The 24,289-nt window shown below is 42.6% G+C and carries 24 protein-coding genes and 1 pseudogene; 18 read left to right on the top strand and 7 right to left on the bottom strand.

Annotated elements, in window-relative coordinates; translation table 11 throughout:
• Positions 1–4 precede the first annotated feature (4 nt).
• Positions 5–388 carry a hypothetical protein gene (locus HWQ47_RS01965; RefSeq protein ID WP_269969529.1) on the top strand — a complete coding sequence of 128 codons (384 nt, stop codon included), beginning with the start codon at positions 5–7 and terminating at the stop codon, positions 386–388.
• A 180-nt stretch (positions 389–568) separates the two neighbouring features.
• A complete protein-coding gene (locus HWQ47_RS01960) occupies positions 569–922 on the top strand; it encodes a hypothetical protein (protein ID WP_269969528.1) in 354 nt (117 codons plus the stop codon).
• Here HWQ47_RS01960 and HWQ47_RS01955 read toward each other — a convergent pair.
• The gene (locus tag HWQ47_RS01955; protein WP_269969527.1) at positions 919–1,611 is read right to left on the bottom strand and encodes a TetR/AcrR family transcriptional regulator; all 693 of its coding nucleotides are present in this window, start codon (positions 1,609–1,611) and stop codon (positions 919–921) included. The genes HWQ47_RS01960 and HWQ47_RS01955 overlap by 4 nt on opposite strands.
• A 296-nt stretch (positions 1,612–1,907) precedes the next feature.
• Between HWQ47_RS01955 and HWQ47_RS01950 the strand changes: the two genes are divergently transcribed.
• On the top strand, positions 1,908–3,632 hold the full coding sequence (locus tag HWQ47_RS01950; RefSeq protein ID WP_269969526.1) for an OPT/YSL family transporter: 1,725 nt from the start codon (positions 1,908–1,910) through the stop codon (positions 3,630–3,632).
• 75 nt (positions 3,633–3,707) lie between these two features.
• A complete protein-coding gene (locus HWQ47_RS01945; protein WP_269969525.1) occupies positions 3,708–4,400 on the top strand; it encodes an SOS response-associated peptidase family protein in 693 nt (230 codons plus the stop codon).
• 26 nt (positions 4,401–4,426) lie between these two features.
• Here HWQ47_RS01945 and HWQ47_RS01940 read toward each other — a convergent pair whose 3' ends face one another.
• The 3 genes from HWQ47_RS01940 to HWQ47_RS01930 all read right to left on the bottom strand — a co-directional run bounded on the left by HWQ47_RS01940 (position 4,427) and on the right by HWQ47_RS01930 (position 7,595).
• Positions 4,427–5,494, bottom strand: a complete 1,068-nt coding sequence (locus HWQ47_RS01940; RefSeq protein WP_269969524.1) for a phosphotransferase enzyme family protein — start codon at positions 5,492–5,494, stop codon at positions 4,427–4,429.
• Positions 5,487–6,443, bottom strand: a complete 957-nt coding sequence (locus HWQ47_RS01935) for an NTP transferase domain-containing protein (protein WP_269969523.1) — start codon at positions 6,441–6,443, stop codon at positions 5,487–5,489. The genes HWQ47_RS01940 and HWQ47_RS01935 overlap by 8 nt, the downstream gene beginning before the upstream one ends.
• A 90-nt stretch (positions 6,444–6,533) precedes the next feature.
• Entirely contained in the window at positions 6,534–7,595 is a 1,062-nt protein-coding gene (locus HWQ47_RS01930) for a DUF805 domain-containing protein (protein WP_269969522.1), read from the bottom strand.
• A 285-nt stretch (positions 7,596–7,880) separates the two neighbouring features.
• Here HWQ47_RS01930 and gmk point away from each other — a divergent pair, with 285 nt between their 5' ends.
• The 5 genes from gmk (at position 7,881) to trmH (ending at position 12,160) form a co-directional block, all read left to right on the top strand.
• Positions 7,881–8,504 carry a guanylate kinase gene (gene gmk / locus HWQ47_RS01925; protein WP_269969521.1) on the top strand — a complete coding sequence of 208 codons (624 nt, stop codon included), beginning with the start codon at positions 7,881–7,883 and terminating at the stop codon, positions 8,502–8,504.
• Positions 8,505–8,559: 55 nt separating this feature from the next.
• A complete protein-coding gene (gene rpoZ, locus HWQ47_RS01920; protein ID WP_269969520.1) occupies positions 8,560–8,844 on the top strand; it encodes a DNA-directed RNA polymerase subunit omega in 285 nt (94 codons plus the stop codon).
• Positions 8,845–8,857: 13 nt separating this feature from the next.
• Positions 8,858–10,966 (top strand): bifunctional GTP diphosphokinase/guanosine-3',5'-bis pyrophosphate 3'-pyrophosphohydrolase, encoded by a 2,109-nt coding sequence (gene spoT / locus HWQ47_RS01915; protein WP_269969519.1) that lies wholly within the window; start codon positions 8,858–8,860, stop codon positions 10,964–10,966.
• A gap of 37 nt (positions 10,967–11,003) precedes the next feature.
• Entirely contained in the window at positions 11,004–11,387 is a 384-nt protein-coding gene (locus HWQ47_RS01910; protein WP_269969518.1) for a RidA family protein, read from the top strand.
• A 71-nt stretch (positions 11,388–11,458) separates the two neighbouring features.
• Positions 11,459–12,160: a tRNA (guanosine(18)-2'-O)-methyltransferase TrmH gene (gene trmH / locus HWQ47_RS01905; protein ID WP_269969517.1), complete on the top strand. Its 702-nt coding sequence runs from the start codon at positions 11,459–11,461 to the stop codon at positions 12,158–12,160.
• A 362-nt stretch (positions 12,161–12,522) separates the two neighbouring features.
• Here trmH and HWQ47_RS01900 read toward each other — a convergent pair whose 3' ends face one another.
• From HWQ47_RS01900 to HWQ47_RS01890, 3 genes are read right to left on the bottom strand one after another with little or no spacing between them, the layout of a single operon-like run.
• Positions 12,523–14,538, bottom strand: a complete 2,016-nt coding sequence (locus HWQ47_RS01900; RefSeq protein ID WP_269969516.1) for a hypothetical protein — start codon at positions 14,536–14,538, stop codon at positions 12,523–12,525.
• A 17-nt stretch (positions 14,539–14,555) separates the two neighbouring features.
• Complete coding sequence (locus tag HWQ47_RS01895; protein ID WP_269969515.1) at positions 14,556–15,221, bottom strand: hypothetical protein; 666 nt, start codon at positions 15,219–15,221, stop codon at positions 14,556–14,558.
• Positions 15,215–15,703, bottom strand: a complete 489-nt coding sequence (locus HWQ47_RS01890; protein ID WP_269969514.1) for a TIR domain-containing protein — start codon at positions 15,701–15,703, stop codon at positions 15,215–15,217. The genes HWQ47_RS01895 and HWQ47_RS01890 overlap by 7 nt, the downstream gene beginning before the upstream one ends.
• Positions 15,704–16,013: 310 nt before the next feature.
• Between HWQ47_RS01890 and HWQ47_RS01885 the strand changes: the two genes are divergently transcribed.
• The 9 genes and pseudogenes from HWQ47_RS01885 (at position 16,014) to HWQ47_RS01845 (ending at position 24,041) form a co-directional block, all read left to right on the top strand.
• Complete coding sequence (locus tag HWQ47_RS01885; RefSeq protein ID WP_269969513.1) at positions 16,014–17,096, top strand: thymidylate synthase; 1,083 nt, start codon at positions 16,014–16,016, stop codon at positions 17,094–17,096.
• The gene (locus HWQ47_RS01880) at positions 17,093–17,635 is read left to right on the top strand and encodes a hypothetical protein (protein WP_269969512.1); all 543 of its coding nucleotides are present in this window, start codon (positions 17,093–17,095) and stop codon (positions 17,633–17,635) included. Before HWQ47_RS01885 ends, HWQ47_RS01880 begins: the two co-directional genes overlap by 4 nt.
• Positions 17,625–18,653, top strand: a complete 1,029-nt coding sequence (locus tag HWQ47_RS01875; protein ID WP_269969511.1) for a nucleotide kinase domain-containing protein — start codon at positions 17,625–17,627, stop codon at positions 18,651–18,653. Before HWQ47_RS01880 ends, HWQ47_RS01875 begins: the two co-directional genes overlap by 11 nt.
• Before the next feature lie 278 nt (positions 18,654–18,931).
• Positions 18,932–19,390 (top strand): AbiV family abortive infection protein, encoded by a 459-nt coding sequence (locus HWQ47_RS01870; RefSeq protein WP_269971639.1) that lies wholly within the window; start codon positions 18,932–18,934, stop codon positions 19,388–19,390.
• A 44-nt stretch (positions 19,391–19,434) separates the two neighbouring features.
• Positions 19,435–19,977, top strand: a complete 543-nt coding sequence (locus HWQ47_RS01865; RefSeq protein WP_269969510.1) for a TIR domain-containing protein — start codon at positions 19,435–19,437, stop codon at positions 19,975–19,977.
• 2 nt (positions 19,978–19,979) lie between these two features.
• Positions 19,980–20,459 carry a hypothetical protein gene (locus HWQ47_RS01860; RefSeq protein WP_269969509.1) on the top strand — a complete coding sequence of 160 codons (480 nt, stop codon included), beginning with the start codon at positions 19,980–19,982 and terminating at the stop codon, positions 20,457–20,459.
• Between the two features lie 19 nt (positions 20,460–20,478).
• A complete protein-coding gene (locus HWQ47_RS01855) occupies positions 20,479–21,255 on the top strand; it encodes a toll/interleukin-1 receptor domain-containing protein (RefSeq protein WP_269969508.1) in 777 nt (258 codons plus the stop codon).
• Between the two features lie 179 nt (positions 21,256–21,434).
• Positions 21,435–22,088, top strand: a pseudogene (locus HWQ47_RS01850) (alpha-amylase family glycosyl hydrolase); the annotation flags it as partial.
• A 297-nt stretch (positions 22,089–22,385) separates the two neighbouring features.
• A complete protein-coding gene (locus HWQ47_RS01845) occupies positions 22,386–24,041 on the top strand; it encodes an AMP-binding protein (RefSeq protein ID WP_269969507.1) in 1,656 nt (551 codons plus the stop codon).
• The last annotated feature ends 248 nt before the right edge of the window (positions 24,042–24,289 follow it).

Below are 24,289 nucleotides of genomic sequence, written 5' to 3'. Positions count from 1 at the left end.
CTTAGTGACAAGCTGTAGAGATGGCAGTGAAGCCAGATTTACCTCTGATATGCTCGCCAATAGAATGTTGAAAAGTTTTGATTCAGATGGCGCTATCGAAACCATTTTGCTCCTAAATATAGATGGTAGCGGCACCTTAACAGAAACTGACAATGGTGAGACAACAGTCGAAGAGCTGATCTGGGAGGTGAACTCAGTCGGCGAGCTCATTATCGAAGTTGCCAACGCTAACGGCAGCAATGATCTTAGCGTTGTCATCAGCCTTATCAAACAAGATGGCGATCACTTCTCGGTTAAAGGTTTCACCGAAGAGCCAGAATGGTCACAAATGGATGGCACGGCGGGGGAAGTATGGAGCGATAAGTTACAACTGCTTACCCCTTCCTAATAACATAGTCATTCCAATCAGTCGCCCATGCCTATCAGGTATGGGCTTTTTTATGATTGTCTCATCGTCAAATCAGAATGAAATTTGCTATCAGGTTCAAATCTTTACGACAAACAACTTCATATACAAATGTCTAATTGAGATAATAGATAATAGTAAAGTACTAGAAAGGTAGATCAGATGAATCTCATTCAACGCCAATATAGAATAGTAAAACTCTCAAAAAAACTTGAATTTTTCATCAGTCAAGAGCTTAATATCACCCAAGTATTTAAACATGTCACTCTGACTAAAGTGAGCAACTATATCGCCACTTGTGCACTCGAAAAATCTGAGGATTGTGAGGATTGTGATGATTTGACGCAATGCTTAATCGCATTAGCCTATTGCGCGGAGCAACTCCCCACCGAGAGAAACTCAACACAAGTTATAGCTCTATTTATCATTAAAACAGCCTCTGAAAAGTATCCGCTATTACAGCCTATGCTGGATAAGTGCCCAAAAACACAAAGTTACTTAAATATGCTGAGCTAGCAGGCGATCATACAGTCACGCTCAAACTTTCCAATCGCCTTTAGTACCTTGTCATACTCGACTGTTTTATGATCTTCATGCCACTCGAGCTTATCGGTATAGAGCATCAGGTTTTCATACACATCGAACAGCGAACGGTTGATGTGGTTACCTAAGGTCATAATACTTTGGGGAATGAGTACACAACCTCTCTGATAGGGGTAAACGGCTGCCATCACCTTAACAAGCTGCTCTTGAGTCGTAATCAAGGTGCCTTTTTTCATGGGTGTCATCCAAAACTGAGTGTGAATATTTTTTAGCTGCTCGATGAGCCTTTCCAACTCCTCTTGCTGACTTTTTCCTGCAAAAAGGTAGATACCAGGGTTTGCACTCAGAAAAGTGATACCTAAACGATTCTTGCTATCCGATGAGATCGATACAGGAGCCAATAGTGCCGTGATTAACTTTTCACGATCGTTTAATGGCTCATAGTCTTGAATATCCAACAACATCTGCCGCGTATTATTCGCATCACGAACAAACAGAGACACAAGCACATCTTCTTTACCTGAAAAATATTTATACAGCGTCGCTCTAGAGACTTCTGCTCGTTTGGCAATGTCAGTAAATGTAAAAGAAACCATACCAGACTCAAGAATCAACTCTCTCGCCACTTCTAATAATAGTGATTCTCGCTCTAGCTTAATCATTGCTTCATTTCATCCCATATTTAATACACTCTAAAGTATCAAATATGAGTTTTAAAATCAGTCGAGTTACAGAAAACTGTGATCTTATTCGTCATTTGTACAGCATATGACTAGACCCTATTCACTAGGGCACTTTTGAAATATGAACGAAATTTATCTGATATATGCAACCTCTATCACAATCCATCAGTAAAACTGTCCAGTTGTTCTGATTCCACAGGTTTATTGCCCCTTGATGTGACACTATCTGTTGATCGTTTATACTGTTCCCCTATGATTTAAACTATCTAAGAATAATGCCTAAAACCGATAATATTCAACAACCTCTTTCTATTAGAGCCATCCTAACAGGCATGTCACTTGGCAGCCTACTCGTGTTGTGTAACCTCTATATGGCTCTACGCATTGGTTGGTCCATGAACATGTCGATACTGGCCACGTTACTTGGCTTTGTTAGCTGGAAAACAGTAGAAACTAGCATAGGATGTAGAGCTTGGAGTCCTCGAGAAACCAGCATTCAGCAGACTACTGCATCGGCAGCGGCAGGAACCGTATCGGCTGGACTTGTTGCCCCTATTCCCGCTTACCTCATTCTTACAGATTCCCCGTTTGAATATTGGCCCATGGTGTTCTGGATGATAGCGATCAGCTTACTAGGGATCTGCGTAGCATCAGCGATTCGTCCCGCCATGCTCAGTAACACACGTCTCAGATTCCCCGCGGGTATTGCAACAGCTGAAGTGATCACCGATATGTTTAGCAGTGGTCGTATCGCTCGTCAACGAATTATCGCACTACTGTCAGCCATGATAATCGCCATTAGCCACCGTATATTCATTCCAGTCAGTTATAAATTACCGTTAAGTTTTTCAATTCCCGGCCAAGGCGAAATGGCAGGATCCAGCATCAGTGTCAAAAACCTTGGATTTATCATTGATCCCTCTTATATGTTATTAGCCTTCGGCACCATCATAGGAACAAGGGCAGCTATCAGTCTGTTTATTGGATGTCTGATTGCATGGCTCGGATTAGGTCCCTATATTCTTGGTCAAGGGTGGGAGCAAGCAGGTCCCATTGATAGCAGCTGGTTTACATACATCATAGATTGGCTCGTCTGGCCGGGTGTTGCCATGATGCTAGCTTCAGCAATTACCACAACAGCGATAACATTGTTTAAATCAGATAAGAAAGGCCGACTTTCCCTGATGTGGGGCTGGCAGGAGTTTTTACTACTAGGCACGCTAACCCCTGTCATTGTGATTCTTCAGGTCAACTTATTCGATATCAGCTGGTTTGCCGCCATACTTGCCGTTCCTCTCGCCTTTATATTTGCTATTGTTGCCGCACAAGTCGTTGGTGAAACCGGGATCCCGCCGATTGGCGCACTCGGAAAACTATCTCAACTCTCATTTTCAGTAATTAGTCCTGGCAGTGTTACCACTAACTTGATGACTGCCAATGTGGCGGGCGGAGCGGCTGGCCAAGCAACCGATCTTCTTAATGACTTTAAAGCCGGACATATACTAGGAACCAATCCAAGACATCAAGTATTTGCACAAACTATGGGGATTATAGTTGGCTGTTTATCGAGCGCTGCAATTTTTATGTTACTGATCCCAAACCCTGCCGAACAACTAATGACAGAGCAGTGGCCAGCACCAGGTGTCGCGACCTGGAAAATCATTGCCATAGCACTCACAGAGGGATTAGACGCTATCCCTCAATCGGCACGATATGCCATGTTTATTGGAATTGTTGCGGCGACAATTAATGAATTGCTGCCACTTATAGTGCAGGATAAATGGCACAGATACCTACCAAGTATGTCAGCGATGGGGCTCGCCTTTGTTCTGCCCGCTCAAATTAGTATTATGCTATTTATCGGTGCTGTCTTAGCGTGGTTTCTTCGACTACTGGCGCCTAAATGGTCACAACGTTTTTTACTCGCTATTGCAGCGGGTTGTATCGCCGGTGAAAGTATTGCTGGGGTGTTTGGATCAATTTTCTCTCTTCTGTTCTAGTCCTTTTAATAAAAGTTGATGCATCCCTACATAGACAGTTATGATCAACACCAGATTAGGCTGGAGAAATTTTATATGTGCGGTCGCCTCAACATGATAGACGATCTTTTTATGCGTACATTAATGCAGGATTTAGGCGTTTCTAATCCTAATGAAATGAACTTCAATCGCTTTAAAATGCCCACCAACGAGATCAGCATAGTCAGGGAACAAGATGGCGTAAGAAGACTGCAACCTGCAATCTGGTGGCTATTACAAGAGATCAGCTATGAAGGATTTAAGCCCAGCAAATACACTTCATTCAATACTCGTTATGACAAGCTTAACCAGATAGGTTCAGCCAGTTATCTCCCCTTCCGTGAACATCGCTGTATTATTTTAGCGAAAGGTTTCGGTGAGACAGAAAAACGAGGCCGCTCAGTAGAATATTACGACTTTATTGCCCAAGATTCAGCTATCAGCTTAGGAGGCTTATTTCAGGAGTGGCATCATCCTAAAACCGGGGAATATAAAGTTTCTTGCTCCATAATCACTAACCCTCCTCATCCAGACATGGAAGAGTTTCACAGCAAAGCCAGTCCACTTATACTGCCGCAGTCAAGTGCAATTCAAGATGCCTGGTTAGATCCCCACAATCATCAGGTCAATATATTCGAGCATTTGCTAAAACCAGCCCTTCGACATAATTTTTTAGTCCAACAAATTGAAAAACCAAGTAGTTATAAAAAAATAGGCGAAGCACAACTGCTTCGTCCCTATGACGATTAACCTATCAGCCCTAAAGAGCCAATAAGTTAGTTAAAATACTTAATTAATTCTTGTTCTTGCGCCAACAAACTTTGATACAAGGTGAACTGATTCGCTGCCCGTTCTAGATTATGATTTTCATGGTGAACATGAAAATAAACGTCGCCATTGAGGTGATCGGTTAAAAAGCGAACCCCAATCATCAAGCAGATAACCCGAGCACCTAACCATAGGCTTCTCTTCTCATCTTCACCCAGTACAGCACCGAGTTCGCTCAAATATCCACGACAGATAGCAGCAAAGATAGACTCACGCACATGGACGTTATCCAATGCCTTAGAGTCCTCCTCCTCCGGTGAAGTAAAGGTTCGCACCATGTCACCAAAATCGTACATCAGGTAACCTTTCATGCAGGTATCAAGATCAATAATCGCCAAGCTACTCATATCGCGCTTGTCGTACAACATATTGTTAATTTTAGTGTCGTTATGGCAAGTTCTTAAAGGCAGCTTAACGGAGATCTCAGCTAGCTCCTGTAACAGAGACTGTTGTGAAAAAACCAGTTCAACCCAATCACGACACCCCTCTAATCGATGCAGCTTATCTTGGGCAACGGCCTGCTCTAGTTGAGTCATACGACCTGGGAGATGATGAAATTGTGGGATAACATCCTCAAGCCCTGTAGCGTCGAGGTCGCTCAATGCTAACGAGAAATGGCCAAATGCCTTAGCGGCCGCAAATGCCTCCTCCTCATTAGTCACCACTTCAATGCTATGACTATGGGGAAGGTAGTTAATTGCCCGCCAAAAACCTTGTTCACCAAGATCAAGCGCAAGCTGCTTATCATGAGTGCGTAGTGGACCAACAACTTTTAATTTATATTCATCATTAGCGTGCTTTTCGGCAAGATGAACTGCTATCTTGTCAGCGTTTTCAACTAGCGCATTGGGTGTCTTGAACACATCAGTATTTATTTTCTGTAGTACCAGTTCGCCCGAGCCCCAGCGAACCAGAAAAGTTTCATTAATGTGACCATTTCCTAGTGGAGACACACTTGCATCCAAAGTTGGAATGCCAAAACGTGGCAGGACTAGCTGCCTAACAAGATCAATCACTAATAACTCCATTACGCTTGTTGTATACGAGCTTTGAAAGCTTCAGTTTTACCCTCTCAGCATCCTGAGGATAGGTCACACCAAACCAAGATTCCTGAGCTGTTTTCACTCTAATGCATTTTTGACTTAGCCCATGATTCTCAGAGATCACCTTAACCATACTATGCTGAACCACATCCGGGAGAAAACACTCAGATTTGGCTTCCTGACCATGGGCGACAATAAAATGAATTAACTCAGCTTCAATGGCCAAAAATATATCTGGGGTAAAGCCCCAGCAGGTCATAGACACAGGAACCGAAGGTGACAACATACCTTCTTTTCCCTTACAGCTTCCCACTAAACCAGCAGCCTTCTGTCGAATATCCGTCCACTCGGCAACACTCTGCAGTTGCCCATCTTCAACCAAACAAACACCGCGATTGACACCGCCATGTTCAGACAGCGTCAATGACAAAGGATAAGCCACTAACATCCAATCGGTTTTAAATTCATTTAAACCGGAAAAAAGTAGTTCAAAAGCGCTATCACCATAGTAATCATCGGCGTTTATCACCGCCATTTTACCTTTAACTTTATCCCGTGCGCACCAGAGTGCATGCGCTGTCCCCCAAGGTTTTACCCTATGGCTAAAATCAGATAGAGCCGCTAATGCAACTTGTGGAAGATCATCCATCGCCTGATAGCAAAAGTCATAGCTAAAGTCTGACGGAAGCTTGCTTGCTAACCTCACAGAAAAGATAGCTTGCAACGCATCCTCTAATTCAGGCCTTATGACTAACACAACGCTAGAAAAGCCCGCTCGGCTAGCGGATAGAATGGATAACTCCAGCATGGTTTCGCCATTGGAGCCAAAACCTGCTAATTGTTTATCCCCTCCAAAACGGCTACCTAGGCCTGCGGCCATAATCACTAAAGTCAGAACTTCATCTTTGATATTTATAGTCATTAGCTGTAATCATCTGGTATTTCAGTCAAAATATGACTGCGACTCGCATAGAGCCGTGCAGTCTAAAGAGAAAACCTGCCTTTATCCAGTTCAAGTTAAATAGGGCACAAATGCCCCACTTTTTGCTAATGCAGACTGACTGCCTTTTAAACTAAAATTATAACCACACAGTTTCAGACTGCCTCTAAGGGCTATATCGTTAATAATTTCTGCTGTATCGAGTGGCGTAAAGCGCGCCTCAATACTCGTATCAGCCATAAGCGCAACGGATACAGGCCGATACTGACTGCCATTATTAAACACCAATTCCGCGCAGCTATTATCACCCTTTGCCGTTGCTAGTGACCAGATAACACCAGGGGCGTCGGCTTCACCAAGCCAGCGCATGATGAGTAGGTCCTCTTCTAACACTAAGCTAAAGCCATCGGGCAACCTGACCTCACTACGTTCAACCGGGTTTTGAGGTACTTGCTCAATTGGCGTCAGCTCAGGGGCATCTTCAGATGAGGCCAATATTGACCAGAGGCCACTAAACAGCATCAAGAATAAACAGCTGCCCACAAGTCCTAATAGCAATTTCTGATTTCGCTTGGCCCAAATAAGCCAGAGTGTAAAGGTCATTCCCTCATCAGAGTCTCGACTTAATCCCGTGTTCTGATGGGATGACGTGGTACGATCCTCATCATAAGTCCTCACTTCTTCAGCTTCTGGAACTGAGCCATCTAACGTAGGCTCGACCCTAGAATAGCGTCGAGCTTTTTGTGGTGAAGCCAGTGGGCCAAAGTAGCCTTGATAATAAAATATTGCGCGCTGTGGCGATTGTTGCAGCGCCAAAAAGAGCGTGAATCCCCCCCCAATAACGATACTGATCAATGAAACCATAACGCTTTCGTTAGCTAAAGAGAGCGAAAAAAGCATAAAAGGAAACAGACCTAGCGCTACAAACCAAGATTGTCGCTCAATATCATGTGTTCTCCTTAACGTACTCAAACCAAGAATAGGTGCAAGTAACAAGGCTAGAAACAGAGTTCCTCCGCCAGCGCCAATCAACACAAAACCCAATAGTAAAACCAGATAAAGCGAGCCACTTATGACCGAAAACCTCAGCCAATTATCTCGTCCCCTCACACAAAAAAGAGATTTATACTGCATTAAATTAAATACCTAAAAGTAAGTTCAAGGAGAAAGGCTCAATCAAACCTTAGCAGAAGATAAGTTTCAGCCGCCAACAGACTAACTAATTTACCCGCCAAAGTCAGTCCCAGCATGACAAATCCTCTCTACAGACACCAATAAATAGCACTAAAGATGCCCACAAAGCCGAAAATAGCACAACTGACACTAGCGCCAATGGGGAGCTGGCTTGTATAATGAACGGCTCCCTCTACATATATATTGGGAGCCACCTTCGTTTTAATCTTTTTGGATACTTAGCAAATGACCGTACGCGGAAATCTATTTATCGTATCTGCGCCAAGCGGTGCGGGTAAATCTTCACTCATATCTGATCTGCTTAAAGACAAGCCAACAGATAAGCAAGTATCGGTTTCACATACCACCCGCAAACCGCGTCCGGGCGAAGTTGATGGTCAGCATTACCATTTCGTCACAACCGAAGAGTTTAAGGCATTAATCGCCGAAAATGCCTTCTTCGAATGGGCTGAAGTATTCGGTAATTACTACGGTACCTCGCGCAAAGTGATAGAGCAGACCCTACACCAAGGTATCGATGTATTTCTCGATATCGACTGGCAAGGCGCTCAACAAGTAAAAGAAGTGATGCCTGAAGCGGTTGGTATTTTTATTTTACCACCATCGAAAGCCGAGCTAGAAAAGCGCTTAACAGGCCGTGGTCAAGACAGTAAAGAAGTGATCGCTTCCCGCATGGCTCAGGCAACATCTGAGATATCTCATTATGCTGAGTATGATTTCATCATTATTAACGATGATTTTGATACTGCACTTGGCGACTTTCTCGCTATAATTCGCAGTCAGCGCTTAACTGGCGCTGGTCAAATTCATACTCAAAATGATATGCTTAAAGATCTATTGGCAGAATAGCTGCCTTAGTGTACAATTTTGCGTCATTTTTCATCCTAACACTGGAGTTCCACACATGGCTCGCGTAACCGTAGAAGACGCCGTAAATAAAATCGGCAACCGTTTTGATATGATCCTGGTTGCAGCGCGTCGTGCTCGCCAAATCGCCGTGCAGGGTAAAGACCCTATGGTTGAGGAAGAGAACGACAAGCCAACGGTTATCGCTTTACGCGAAATCGAACTTGGTCTAGTCACAGCAGATACTTTGGACGCCGATGAGCGCCAAACTGTTCGTGAACGTGAGGCTGCTGAAATAGCTGCTGTTGCTGCGATTGCCGAAGGTCGCAACAATATAATATAAGGAGTGTTTCCACTTGTATCTGTTTGAAGGTCTCAAAGAGTCTGCATCGGGGTATTTAGAACCCGATCAGGTAGAATTACTCAAGCAGGCCTACCAAGTGGCGCGTGATGCCCATGAAGGTCAAATGCGCACAAGTGGTGAACCTTATATCACACACCCGGTTGCGGTCGCCCGCATCCTGGCCGATATGCGTCTCGATCATGAGACGCTTATGGCTGCTCTCCTGCACGACACTATTGAAGACACCTCGGTAACCAAAGATGAACTTGCTGAATTGTTCAGTGAATCAATCGCCGAATTGGTCGAAGGCGTCTCAAAACTCGATAAGTTAAAATTTCGCGACAAGAAAGAAGCTCAGGCTGAAAACTTCCGTAAAATGATGATGGCGATGACTCAAGATATCCGAGTTATTCTTATCAAATTAGCCGATCGTACCCACAATATGCGCACCCTTGGGGCTTTAAGGCCAGACAAGCGTCGACGTATTGCGCGGGAAACCCTCGAAATTTATGCTCCTATAGCTAACCGTCTTGGTATTCACAATATCAAGATTGAACTGGAAGACCTTGGTTTTCAAGCCTATTATCCAATGCGTTATCGTGTACTTAAAGAAGTCGTTAAAGCTGCTCGAGGTAATCGCAAAGAATTGATTCAAAGTATCGAGGCCGCAGTTCATACTCGTCTCGAAGACACTAAGATCCCTGGCACCGTTAAGGGCCGAGAGAAAAACCTCTACTCCATCTATAATAAGATGCGCAGTAAAGAGCTCCAATTTCAAGAAGTGATGGATATCTACGCCTTCCGCGTCATTGTTGATTCCATCGATACCTGTTATCGCGTAATGGGCGCCATGCACGGTTTATATAAACCACGCCCAGGCCGATTTAAAGATTACATCGCCATCCCAAAAGCCAACGGCTATCAGTCACTGCATACTTCATTGTTTGGTCCACACGGGGTCCCCGTTGAGATTCAAATCCGTACTGAAGATATGGACCAAATGGCTGATAAAGGCGTGGCAGCACACTGGGTTTACAAGAAAGACAGCTCTACAGAACAAGGCACCACCACACAAGTTCGTGCACGCAAGTGGATGCAGAGCCTGCTCGAACTGCAACAAAGTGCCAGCACCTCATTTGAGTTTGTTGAAAACTTTAAAACTGAACTTTTCCCAGAAGAGATTTACGTTTTCACCCCTGAAGGTCGCATCTTAGAGCTTCCGGTTGGCGCCACGCCGGTCGATTTTGCTTACGCAGTGCATACAGATGTAGGTAATACCTGTGTTGGTGCTCGAGTTAATCGTCAGGCATACCCACTCAGTCAACCTTTAATTTCAGGTCAAACCGTCGAGATCATGACCGCTAAAGGTGCTCGTCCTAATGCGGCCTGGTTGAACTTTGTCGTCACAGGTAAGGCGCGAGCTAAAATACGTCAACTGCTGAAAAGTCTTAAAGAAGAAGACGCGGTGATCTTAGGTAAACGCCTACTTAATCATGCATTGGGTGAAACCAAATTAGACATGATCCCAGCAGAGCGAATAGACAAAGTCGTCAGTGAAACAAAACATAATACCCTTGATGAACTCCTCATCGACATCGGCTTAGGTAATGCCATGAGCATAGTGATCGCCCAGCGTCTTAAAGGCGATCAAGCGCAGATCCCACATGAGCACAAAGAGTCCAACATGATGCCGATCCGTGGCGCTGAAGGTATGTTGGTCACATTCGCCAACTGTTGTCGCCCTATCCCCGGAGATGCCGTCATTGCCCATGTGAGTCCAGGTAAAGGCTTAGTCGTTCACATGGAAAGCTGTGCCAATATCCGTGGGTATCAAGGTGAACCAGACAAGTATATTCCAGTGCAGTGGGACAACACTGAAGGTGCCGAATTCCAAGCTAATTTACGCGTAGAAATCGTCAACCACCAAGGCGCACTGGCAAAAATCACCTCTATTGTCGCCGCCGGAGGCGCAAATATTCACAACCTGAGCACAGAAGAGCGTGACGGTAGAGTTTTCTTAATCAATTTACGCATTTCCGTCACAGATAGAGTTCATTTAGCCAACGTGATGCGACGTATCAGGGTGCTTCCTGAAGTACTTCGCACCTCGAGAAACAGGTAACTACTTACAAACTCAACACTAAATTAGAGAGAGCGTTATGGCAGAAAAAATCATTATCGCAACCGATAAAGCACCACAGGCGATCGGAACCTATTCTCAAGCTGTTAAAGTTGGCAGTACAGTCTATCTTTCTGGTCAGATCCCGCTAAACCCTGAGAATATGCAGATAGTAAGTGATGAGTTTGACGCTCAGGTTGTTCAGGTTTTTGAAAACCTAATCGCGGTGTGTGAAGCTGCAGGTGGATCACTCGGTGACATTGTTAAACTCAATATATTTATGACAGATTTAAGTAACTTCGCCACCGTCAATGAGATCATGGGACGCTACTTTAGCCAACCTTATCCAGCTCGCGCTGCAATTGGCGTGAAGCAACTGCCGAAAGACTCTCTAGTTGAGATGGATGGCGTGATGGAGATTTAACTCTTCCTCACCTTCATACTAGGGCGCTACGGCGCCCTTTTGTTATTTAATAGAACATATCAGAAATAACCATGAGCCCAGAACGTTTTGCACGCATCAATGAGATGCTAGATAACCGCCAACCCGATCTCACTCTCTGTTTAGACCGAGTCCATAAGACCAATAATATCGCTGCAGTTATCCGCACCGCCGATGCCGTTGGCATCCATCAAATTCATGCAGTTTGGCCGGATATCGAGATGCGAGTGTCGGGTAATACCGCTTCTGGCAGCCAGCAATGGGTCAACACAATCAAACACTATCATATGGATGATGCCCAGCAAGCACTACGCGCCCAAGGGATGCAGATCTTAGCGACCACATTCTCAGATAACGCGGTGGATTTTCGAGACATTGATTACACCCGTCCAACCGCCATCATTTTAGGCAATGAACATGACGGTGTAAGTCCTGAAGGGATCGCTGCCGCCGATCAACATATTATTATTCCCATGATCGGCATGGTGCAGTCACTCAATGTCTCGGTCGCCTCAGCACTCGTGATGTATGAAGCTCAAAGACAAAGGCAAGCAGCGGGACAGTATGGTACGCGAAAACTCGATGAAGCATACTGCCAGACAATGCTTTTTGAGCAAGGCCACCCAATCTACGCCAAGGCTTGCAAACGCAAAAATATTCCCTATCCTCAGGTCGATCACGAAGGGCAAATTTTAGCGGATGACTTATGGTGGGAAAAAATGCGATCCCCCACATATCATCCTATCGAAGCTTAACGACTCTCTTCGCAGCCTAAGACTAAACACTTGTCGAATAACAAGTTTCAAATATTTTTTAGATTGGGTTCATTGGACTGGTTTGGTGTTTGGTTTGTTTGCTGAATACCATAGCTTCATGTTTACCAATCACCTGCCGTGGGCCTAAGTGCAAACACTTCTGTGACACGGTGTGGAATATGTCCCTATAACCTCGGCCGTGACGTCCTTGTCACGGACGGTCACAGCCGCGTTCACACCTGAATGTTTGTCTCTTCGATTTCGGTTTCTGGTTTCTGGTTTCTGGTTTCTGGTTTCTGGTTTCTGGTTTCTGGTTTATGACAACTAAACACGTTTTTGGACAAAACTTGCTAGAACAGTATCTATAATTTCAGCTTTTTGATCCCCTTCATTACTAAGTGAACACATTCATCCACAAACGGCGTCACCATTAGCTTGCGATAGTCATTCTCGCTAAGGCCTGCATTAGCCGACAATGAAGCAATATCTAAAGTGAGTAGTGTATCTTCAACTTTAAGAGAGTCGTAATGCTCGTTGTTTGCTTTAGCTAAGGACTGTAACTCCGAGTAACCGGCCTGATTATCTTGAATCCATATTTGAGACAACTTCACGATTTTTTGCTTATGCAAAAGTACATCTGAGACTTCACCCACTACACCGCCAAAACCACCAAGAAGATAGAGCGGCTTATCAGAGTCCAAGGCGAGCATAATTTCCTCAAGAACCCCAGGCATCTTCCCTTTGAAATTAGAGAATTTTCCACCTGCACAAATACGGACTCCTGATTCGCTTACTAAGTCCTGCCTCATTTGCGTCAAACTTCTAGACCAATGCAGTAAATTATCTGGAGTATCCGGTGGTAAAAACTTTTCTGCATCCACACCTTCAGGAGCTATGCACTCTACTAAAGTGATTGCATCACCATACTTAGCTCTGAATTGAATTGTCGACTTACTATCAAGGTGCAGTGGCCAGGCGAGGAAGTTCTTAACCGGAGAAGCTACTTGCTTTAAACGCTCCTGAAGTACCCTTGCCTCGTCTAGTATGAACTGTGTAAAACCATTATCTCTTAGGTCTCCGCCGTAGATAAGAGAAGCTGACCTAGCAAGCAGGTGTCGAGCAAGATCCTGTGATAAATGAGTCAAAGAATCAGGGTTTATGTGGTCAGTTGCCCCACTATCATAAGCAGGGTCAGAGATCGATATACCAATACTGAAGCTCTCAAATATATTATTGTCCTCTTGGCGCCATAAAGGGGTAAACGCTTCCATATTAAAATAAGCTAACCACGTGGTTTCCTCCTCATACATTGGAGGTTCTGGGTAGCAAATTTTGTTGATTGTTGTCCCCTCACCCTTGAGCTCTACAACCTGCTGTATTTCGGGAGGCCTTGCTAAAACTAAGCTTTCAGACGGTATCCATCTTGCCAGTTTGAACCCCTCAAGTTTCTTATGAGCATAAGTACACCGAAGTGATTCCAGCAATGCAGTAATGAGGATTCGCAAAATATCGTCGAGACTCAAATCTGAGCACGCTTCAACGTGAAGAGAAGGGACGTTTGATGAAGCAGGAAGAATTCTATCTTCAAAACTCTCCAAGCAATTGACAACAATAATTGGCCGGCTTAGTTGCTTAGCGAGTAGGACTTCACGCTGACACCAGTAACGTGAAGAGTATTCATCAGTTTCTAATATCACCAAGGTAGATGAAGCGATGTGCTGAGAAATTTCACTTTCAAAAGGAAACCCAGGGGAAATTTCATCCACATCAAAAAAACGAGTCATGTTGGAGTCGTCAATATAACGCTTAAGTGCTGTAGCATAACGAACCCCAGTGTTTCCCGTTTTACAATGGCTCAAAAACAGTTTCAAAGATGAATCTGTACCTACTGCTTCTTTAGATAGATCACCAGAGCAATTCAACCCTCGAGTTATTTCATGAATCATTGAAACAGATACCGACATAACTGCCTGCTCTGGTGATAAAGCTTCGAAGTCACCTAAGCGTATGCAATTTATACCTGCAATATTGCCACCATGACTTAAGCCAAAATAATCAATCGCAATAGGGACAATAAAAGTTGAATCAGTAACTGGAGATTCTTCTATATACGCTTTCCAACTTGGAACACCAATTGTATGTTTGCTCGTAAAAACAAACGTAATGCTGGTGCTTGAGTTTGCATGAGGAAAAGTGTTGGGAACGGTATTTGCAGACTGAGAGCTGTAGAAAAAAAGGGGAATATTTAGTGTTCTAGAAAAGGGCTTATCTTTGTTACGTGCCAAATTTCGTTGTAAGAAATCTAAAATAGGTCGTACAACATCCTTATCTGACGGATGCCAAACAAAACTTACAGATAGGGGGGGTAAGTAGTCCATTTGGGTTTCCATGTTTGTTAAGAAATCTTCCCTGTTTCCTGATTAACTCGCTTATGAGAGAGTTCAAAACTTATAGGGTCTCCAAGGAGCATATTTTTGCTAGAACGGTACTCTGAAGCCATTTTCGTAATCAATTTGTAACCACCTACTTCAGGGCTTAAAGAAGTTTTTTTATGACCACGTATTCTTTTATAGCCTATCAAGTCAAGATCTACCGGAACGGCATTCTCTCCAAAATAAAAAAAGTAATCTGACAGGAGAACATTTTCAGTAGAGCCCGTATCACGTTCTACATTGAGCTCATTGATTGAGCCATCTTCATTACTATGATGAGAGTCTTCTTGAACCCAACTTCCGTCTTCAGCCTTATGATAAATATTATCTCCCAGTAATTGTACCTGACTACCATTTCTGCATGGCTTCTTTAGAGAGAATCTAGGGTCATTCCAATACTGCTGAAATTGGACAATTTCAGATACTCGCATAAGAAAAATACACTTTCGTTTGCATTGTTTGAGCTGACTTCCACCAACGCCCATAACCCAATCGCCAACTTTCGCATGCTTTCTGATTTGAGGCTTGCACGTGGCAAGTGAACAGATACCGTTAAAAGGGTTAGGAGCAAAACCAAAATCCCTTGTGATTGCATAACTAAACAGTGAAGCTCCTGGTTGAATCAACATGTAAAATGCCCCCCCTCATTCTTAGGCCAAGCAGTACCATCAGGCTTTTGAAAGTTGCTCTCCCCATCTAATGCACCTACAACTGAATCAGCTCTCCAACCGACGACAGCTGATGCGTATTTTTCTAGGTTTTCCGGAATATCAACTTGGCCCTTTAAACCATCTTCAAACACGCCGATGATCGGTATTCCTAGTTGATGGGCAGTTTTAATCTCCCAATTGACCCAATCTCGACTATGAGTTTCTTTCCCAATAACAACGATAACCTGACTTGCCCATCTCATCTTCATTCGCAATAAACGTGCGATAGTCCTATCGCTTAATTGCTTAGCTTTTATTCTTGCTTCATTTTCAGGCTTTACCCGTATAGAGCTATTCCTAAACACATAATCCTTTTTCGAAACCAACTTTGTTAATCCATCAACACTAGAATCATCCTTGTGGTGATGACTTATAAAAACATTCTTTATCGTTTTAGCCATACGTTTAACCTAAAATTGTTGATATGAGATAGTAAAATAGCTTACACAGATAAATGTTCCATTCAATAACCGTATACGCGCACAAATTTTATTCTACAGTAACTCGCCCATTGAATAAAAATAAACATTTTCAAACAATTAAAAAAATGTTCATTATTTGATTAACGTCAAACATCCAAAATGTTGGTGACATATTCTCCTATTTAAAGGTTGACCAAAAAAATTAGGTCTATAGAGTTTCCGCTAGAGAACAATATAATGTTCCTTTCATTGGTATTGATGTAACACTATGACTTTAAGGAAAAAGTAGATGATTGAAATCATTAAAGGACAATGCATCAACGAACTCACATACAGGGCTCTAAAAAAAATCACATCAGATGGTCATAGCGTGCCTTCCAGAAATGGAAACACTCTTACCCTATACAATACTGAGTTAATTCTAGAAAACTCACGAGCGCGTCACCTTAATTTGGTGGGAAGAACAAACAATATCTTTGCTGTGATTGCAGAAACGTTCTGGGTCTTGGCCGGCAGGAAAGATATCAAGCCCTATTTAGAGTTTTTTATACCCCGAGCTCCAAACTATTCTGATGATGGTATGACTTGGAGAGCTGCCTACGGCGAAAGGCTGTACGCTTTTGGACAATTGGAGAACATCTTAGAGTGCTTCAAAAAAGATGGTGTATTCACCAGGCGAGCAGTGCTGAGTTTGTACTTTCCATCTGAAGATACTCATACATCTTTGAGAGACAAGTACAACTTAGAAAATACTCTCGACGTTCCTTGTAATAACTTACTAAATTTCTACGTTACTCCAAATAAAAAGTTAAATTTAAAAGTAACACAAAGGTCTGGTGATATCTTATTTGGTGTTTGCAACATCAACATATTCGAGTTCACTGTGATACAAGAGCTTGTTTTGCAACATCTGAAGAAAGAAGTAGATGATACGTTAACAATGGGCTATTACAACCACTCTGTCACCAATCTCCACTTATACGATGTTACTGAAAAACAAGCCTGTAATGTCATAGAAAACCATGCCTTACAGCAATTTAAACTTCATGCATCGTGCACAATGGCATTCCCTAGCGAAATAAAGTTAAACAAGGAATTCTTTGAAAATCTCGTTGATTTGATTACAGGATTTATCACCAGTGACGAATTTGTATTTGACTCTGGAGTAAAAGAAGCAAGAGCTGTTTTCGATTACTACAGTGTTAAAACTGTAGGTAATTTACTCTGGGACTATACAACTAGCGTCCTTTGTTTCGTGTACGAGAAAAAAGCAGACCAACATCAAGAAATAGATTTACACCACACTTCTGAAGAATTTAGGTACAGCGTTCTTAATAGTGGCTTTAAGAAACAGCCTCAGGTAGAGCGATGAAACTAGCCTTGATGGGTATATCTGGAGCTGGCAAAGACTATCTTGCTGAACATTTGTGCTCTATTCACGATTTCAAAAGGTTATCCTTTAGTGATCAACTGAAAGAGCTTGCCACTAACATTTATCCTTGGTTAAAACGTGACTACCCTCCTTTAGTGAAAGAAGAGCCATTGGATATTTTGACCAGCCAGAATGAGAGGATAACCACTTCCCCCAGAAACATTTGGCTTCATTTGAATCATCTTCGCGAGATAGAGAATTTAATATTTATTAGGATGTTAGATTCTAAATTTCGAGCGGGAAAATATAGTAACGTTGTGATTAGTGACCTTAGAACTAATGAAGAGTTTGTTTGGTGTAGAAATAATGATTTCAAGATAATTTATCTTCAGCCATCCGAGCCTATCTATCAGGATTACGACTTTGATAATGAAATAGAGAAGAACAAACCTCATGCAGACTACGTTTTTGAGAACAAGTTTGATGGGATCGAGAGCTTTGAGCACTTTTTCGTTAATGAGGTAAAAAATGAACTATAAGAAAGATACCTTATTTTGCAATATTCGCGAAGATAAGGTTAAGAATGCCACCCCTACCCTAAACCCTGAAGTAGTCAAAGAATGGTTCCACCACCAAAGAGAGCGAACTGCAATTTTCTATAAGAAAGAGATTCTCAAAGAGCGACCCCCTTGGACGACGGACCCGATCTTAGCCAAGTACAAATTTGTTAATACCAAGAGAAAGTGGGATAAAGAAACTAGGTGGCTGCTATCTAATGTAATAGACAATCCATCGATGTCATTTGAAGATAAATTACTTAATTGTTTCCTGTTCCGTGTAATCAACAAAGGGGAGACCTTAGACTTATTGGGAGGGCCTATTGAGTTTGAAAGACTGACCCTAGCCCAAATTAATAGTGAGTATAGAAATCGTTTAACAGAGAGAGAGAGAATTAATTCCAACTATGTATTTTTCAGTGCAGCCTATATTTTAGGGGGCCCAAAGGTAAACTTTGGGAAAGCAGTCCTGGCGGTTGAGGGGAAAACTGAAGAAAACATGATACTGCGGATGATCAAGTTTGTTTACTACAACAAGAACAGTATCCTACAAGGTGTATCTAAAGCTCGTTCACAATTAGATGTTTACTCACACCTAATGAGTTTCTCTGGTATTGGGAAATTTCTCGCCTACCAGATCTTCATTGATTTCACTTATCTGAAAGAATTTCCCTTTACAGAGCATAATTTTGTTATTTCAGGCCCTGGGTGTGAAAGGGGTATTAACTGGATATTTTCTGACCGAGATGACATGACCAGTGAAGAGTGCCTCTTTTGGTTTACTTTAAATCAATTCGAGATTGCTAAGAAGTACAACGAAATCTGGCTTATGGATGAGTTATTCCATTTCCTGCCCAAAGATGAGCGCATATACACCCTTATGGACATGGAAAATAGTGGAGCGTGTGAGGTCGACAAGCGCTGTAGAACGATATTTAGCGGTAAGAGGCCAAAACAGAAATATAAGTATGCTGAACCTTTTCAAACAAGTTTGATTTAAGATCCGCTCATCTAAATTTCCCTAAAAATATTAAGCGTATATACAACTTGGGGCGTACCAAATGTTTAATTTAGTGTCTATGGCTTAGTAAGCAGAATAACAAAATTAAAGGAGCGCCAGATGTCTCTAACTATCAGGCAAATCGATAAATACGTTAAGGCTTTAGTAGATAATGCGCAAAACTTGCACCGAGGATCAGAAATTCTCTTTAAAAAATGGCTTATGTTTGATCATATACATTATCTCACATAGCTAGGGAAGAAACCGCCAAGTGAGATATTCTATATGCTGCTGGTCGTAGAGTGATTGCAGGTGTTGAAGTTGATTGGAAACAGACCATGAAGCGTCTGAGAGACCACAAGTCTAAGTTAAATCAAGAGACTATTAGTCATACTGCAACAATTTTCATATCTGGAAATGAAGAATATTTCGATGATATTATGAAAAAAGCACAAGCATCTTCCGATCTGCGGAACAACCATAAAAACAATTCTCTATATGTTGGAATTTCATCCGATGGGAAAGTTGTTAGCCCTAGCACTTACATCGATAAAGATAAAGCCCAACGTAATATTGAACTGGCTCGTTTTATTATAAGAGACGAAATAAAGTTACAAGGGATGGTTGGTAAATTAGAGAATATGGAACCTACTCGGCTAGCTGACATATCTTCAGTCGACTTAATGACAGAAGAACAGCATAAAGAGTTATTGAGAAAACTTGCAAATCAGACTTAGTGATAGCACGAAGCAATACACAGTTAAATTTAGAGGGAGAAAGAATGAGTAATCGTCACAATGTATTTATTAGTTACCACCACAAAAATGATGAACCTTATAAACTTGAATTTGAGAGGCTCTTCTCTGGAGTTTATGACATTTTAGAAACTAAGGCTGTCAACGATGGTGACATTGACCTATTTATAAAAACAGAAACCATACGCCAAAAAATTAGGGATGAATTCATCCGTACAGCAAGCGTAAGTGTAGTTTTGATTGGCTCGGAAACATGGAAAAGAAAGCATGTTGATTGGGAAATATCATCCAGTATTCGCGATACAAAATTGAACTCAAGAACAGGCCTAATTGGTATTATTCTTCCCACTTACCCAAGAACAGATACAAGTAAATACAATAAAGGAACTATACCTCCAAGGCTGCAAGACAATTTGGATTGTGGTTTTGCCAAGATCTACAATTGGTCAAATGATCCATATACCGTTCAACAATGGATTCATGAAGCTTTTATTCGTCGTAGACAGCTCAACCCTGATAATTCACGTGAAATGTTTGGACAGAATCGTTCTTCAATGAGTTGGAGCTAAATATGAAGTGGTCAAAGTGGTTAGAAAACTGGGACATGACCTCCCTCAAAATCAAAACGCCTTTTCTCGAAATGGACTGGAATCCTCAAGATGAGGATAAAGCAGCCGCTTGGGAGCTATACATTGAACTGCTTACAAGAATTACCTCACAACCATTAGATGCTGCTCATGGTGACGAGAAGGCTGCATTAGCTAGTGTTTTTTCAATATTTGAAACTACACGCGATGTAATGAAAAACAATGGCCGCTATTGTGTCGAGTTTACTAAGATTGCAATTGTCGTACTAAACCAAATAGTCAGGCCGTTTACAGCCAAGTGGCATAGACTCTCGCTTAATGGTGCTTTTGATAACCCTGAGCAATGCAAAGAATTTAGAGCTGAACTTGCCGAAATCCAAAACGTACTAATAATATATACAAAAATGTTAGCTGATATGGCTGGAGTTGAAGATCTTACTGAGCTTGAGAACGGTGATCATTAGGAAAGGGAGTTTGGTGCATTTGAAACATGATATTTTTATTTGTCACGCAAGCGAAGATAAAGCTTCTGTTGCTAGGCCATTAGCTACTTGCCTATCTGATCGAGATCTTAGCTATTGGATTGACGAAGCAGAAATTACAGCAGGTGATAGTATAACTGAAAAGGTTAACGAAGGGATTAGAGCCTCTGATTTTGTTGTAGTAATTTTAAGCCGTGCTTTTATGGCAAAACATTGGCCAAAAAAGGAGTTGTGGGCAGTACTTGACATAGAAGCTAAATCTGACAGAACAATCATAATACCGGTTTTAGTTGGGACGCAGACTGAAGTTGATGGGATCATCGAAGAGTTTCCTCTATTAAATGATAAACTTTTCTTACTTTGGAACGGTGATGCTAATCGCGTAGCAAATGCTATTCAAAGAACGATATTGAAGACAAATGGGCAATCTGCAGAGCCTGAAGTTGAAATGCATGCCTGTGGTCATTGTGCAACCCCGTTTCAGCACGGCGTACATGTGTGCCTTGGTTGCCAAGGCACTATCAAGTATGGTCTTACTCCTCAAGAGAGGCTTCAAGTAAGACAAACAGCTGCTGGAGCATTTGGTTTATTGTCTTTGGTTACAATGGTTCTCTTGCCTTCCTATTCAGAATCATGGTTGGGTATCAAAATCCCGATGATGTGGGGAATAGGATTTTGGTCTTTACCTATAGCTGGGATACTTGCGCTAGTTGTTGGTTTTTACGCTGAGGCTCGTACTTCTGCATGTAAGGCTCATCTAATTAGAACTTACCGATGAATTTAACAAGCGCGTTAATTAAGGGCTCGCAAAGTCGCATCTATTAAGCGAGCGTTACTTTGCACCTTTGAGGTTCTAAAACAAAGAAAAAACAGAGGACAGCCATATCTTTTGTCTTTTCAGCTATCCCCTACTTAGCTTTAAGTTACCTCAGTTTCTCTTTATATGGGATAGCGACTATGACTTCAGCTCGCAGGACCTTAATTGATGCACAAACAACCCCGCTCTATTATGTGATAAACCGTTGTGTCAGAATGGCTTACCTCTGTGAAAAAGATGAACTGACAGGTAAAAGTTTTGAACATCGACGTGACTGGATTGTCGATAAAATCAAGCTACTCTCTTCCATATTTTGTATTGATGTTTGTGCTTATGCGGTGATGAGTAACCACTACCATCTAGTGTTAAAAATTGACTTGAATGAAGTTAATGCATTAAGCCATCGAGATGTGATTAGTCGCTGGCAGCAGTTGTTTCACGGTAATGAAATCGCCACTAAATACATGAAAGGTGAAGCTCTTATTGAGGGAGAGAAAATACTACTTAATGGTTTGATTGCAGAATGGTAGGAACGCTTATCAAGTATTAGTTGCCCTTGATTTAATGAAGAGGTGCGCTGCCTCAATGAAGAGATAGCCCGCAAGGCAAATAACGAAGATGAGTTCAAAAGTTCATTCTGGGAGGGACGTTTCAAGTCGCAGGCTCTGCTCGATGAGCAAGCGCTACTCGCCTGTACGATGTATGTGGATTTAGACCCCATAAGAGCAGAGATTGCAGACACACTTCAAACCTCTGACTTTACTTCGATTCAAGAGCGTATTAGCGAACTCAATGTAGATTTCAGTGTGGCAATAAATTATGGTTAACTTCATTCCTCTTGCTGCCTGCTGCAGGTGATTCGTAACCATAAAGCGACAATCCAAAAATTAATGTAATCATCCTTCATTCGAAGGCTGACACCAATTTGTAACGATTCATCTCACAGTTATTCAAACCATTTGTCTTAGATCACATTTTTCGCCATACTCAATGAGCTCATAAATCGTCAAAAGCTTAGCCAAAACTAAAACAAAAACAAAAACTAAAAACATTTCCTTTTGAAAGTAACCAATTAAATCATGGAGTCGCTGATGGAATCGACAATGAAAACCCCGGTAGAGATGTTGTCCCAGTGGGTAGAAAAGCAAGGGGATAGCACTTATCTCAGACAACCCATCAACGGCCAATACCAAGATTTCACCTGGCGTGATGTACAGCAACAGATGCAAAAAATCGCTGGGGCACTACGACATTTAGGCCTTGAGCCCGGCGACAAAGTCGCTGTGCTTTCAAAAAACTGTGCCGAATGGTTTATTACCGATCTCGCCCTTATGCATGGCGGCTATATTAGTGTGCCTGTTTACCCTACAGCAAACGCCGATACCATACGCTATGTGCTTGAGCACAGTGAAGCGAAAGCCATTTTTATCGGCAAACTCGACTACTGGGCCGATCAGGAAGCGGGCGTCGGCGGTGATATTCTCAGAATGGCGATGCCCTACGACACCATGCCAGCTCAATACTCGTGGAGCAGCTTACTTAAACTCGGTCAGCCATTAATCGACACCCCTTTTGCCTTACCAGAGCAGATGATGACACTTATCTATACCTCAGGCTCAACGGGCAAACCTAAGGGCGCCATGCTGACATTTGCCGCCTACGGCTGGACCTGTAAGGCTGTTGTCCGCGATCTTAAAACAGATGTCAAAGACAGGCTACTCTCCTATCTACCACTCGCTCACATCACAGAGCGTGTCGCCATGGAAGGTTCCTCTTTCTACTCAGGTAGTAGTGTTGCCTTTGTCGAAAGTTTAGATAGTTTTGTCGCCGATGTGCAGCGAGCTCGCCCAACAGTCTTCTTTTCAGTGCCACGTCTTTGGAGTCTGTTTCAGCAAAACATTATCGATAAAATCGGCTACGATAAGCTTAATTTTCTGCTTAAGTTACCGATCATCAGTGGCATAGTGAAAAAGAAAATCCATGCTGGACTCGGACTTGAACATTGCCGCCTACTTGGCTCAGGCTCTGCACCTATCCCGCCCTCATTGATCGCTTGGTATCACAAGATAGGTTTGAATATCAGTGAAGCCTGGGGAATGACAGAAAACAGCGCCTATTCGATCATTAATTACCCATTCGATGCCAGTAAAATTGGCACCGTCGGTCGAGCCATTGAAGGCTGTTCACTCAAACAAACCGACAATGGTGAGTTACTGGTTAAGAGCCCAGGTTTGATGACGGGTTACTACAAGCAAGATGAGATCACCGCCGCTTCATTCGATGAAGAGGGCTACTTTCGTACCGGTGATCTCTGTTCTATCGATACCGATGGCTGCGTGACGATTACAGGGCGAGTTAAAGATAACTTCAAAACGTCCAAGGGAAAATACGTAGCCCCTGTACCTATCGAGCGCAAGCTGGCCCAAGACCCTCATATCGAACTGTTATGCGTAATAGGCTCAGGTCTACCTCATCCGATAGCCTTAGTTCAGCTATCAGAAGGCGCAAAGCTGCAGCCTAGAGAGGAGGTGCGCAGTTCACTCAAGGCAACACTCGATAGTATCAATCCAAACCTCGAATCCCATGAAACTATCGATGCCATCATTGTCGTCACAGAGCCATGGGATGTAGATAATGATATACTCACGCCAACCTTGAAAATTAAGCGTCATGTTTTAGAGAAGAAGTTCAGCGATATCGCCGATGGTATTCGCGGTGGTAAAATTCGCTGGGAAGAGGAGATCTAAAACAGATAAAGTGACTCGAAAGCACGCCCTAAAGCGTGCTTTCTCAACTCCTCCTCATATACCAATCAGTATAAGAAGTTGATCTACTCAGAGTGTTTTTTGGCAAACTAATTCAAGGCGAATGGATGATAGAATGGTTGTTCCCTTGTGAGTTCATTCAACGCAGAAGTAGACAGCCAAAAACACTCCTTACAGGCGAGTTTTAGCGCTTCTGATTCTGCGTTAACGAGCTTAACCGTAGAATAACT

It is taken from the genome of Shewanella sp. MTB7 (genome assembly GCF_027571385.1).
Classification (GTDB): Bacteria; Pseudomonadota; Gammaproteobacteria; order Enterobacterales; family Shewanellaceae; genus Shewanella.
This window is presented reverse-complemented; position numbering and strand designations above follow the sequence as displayed.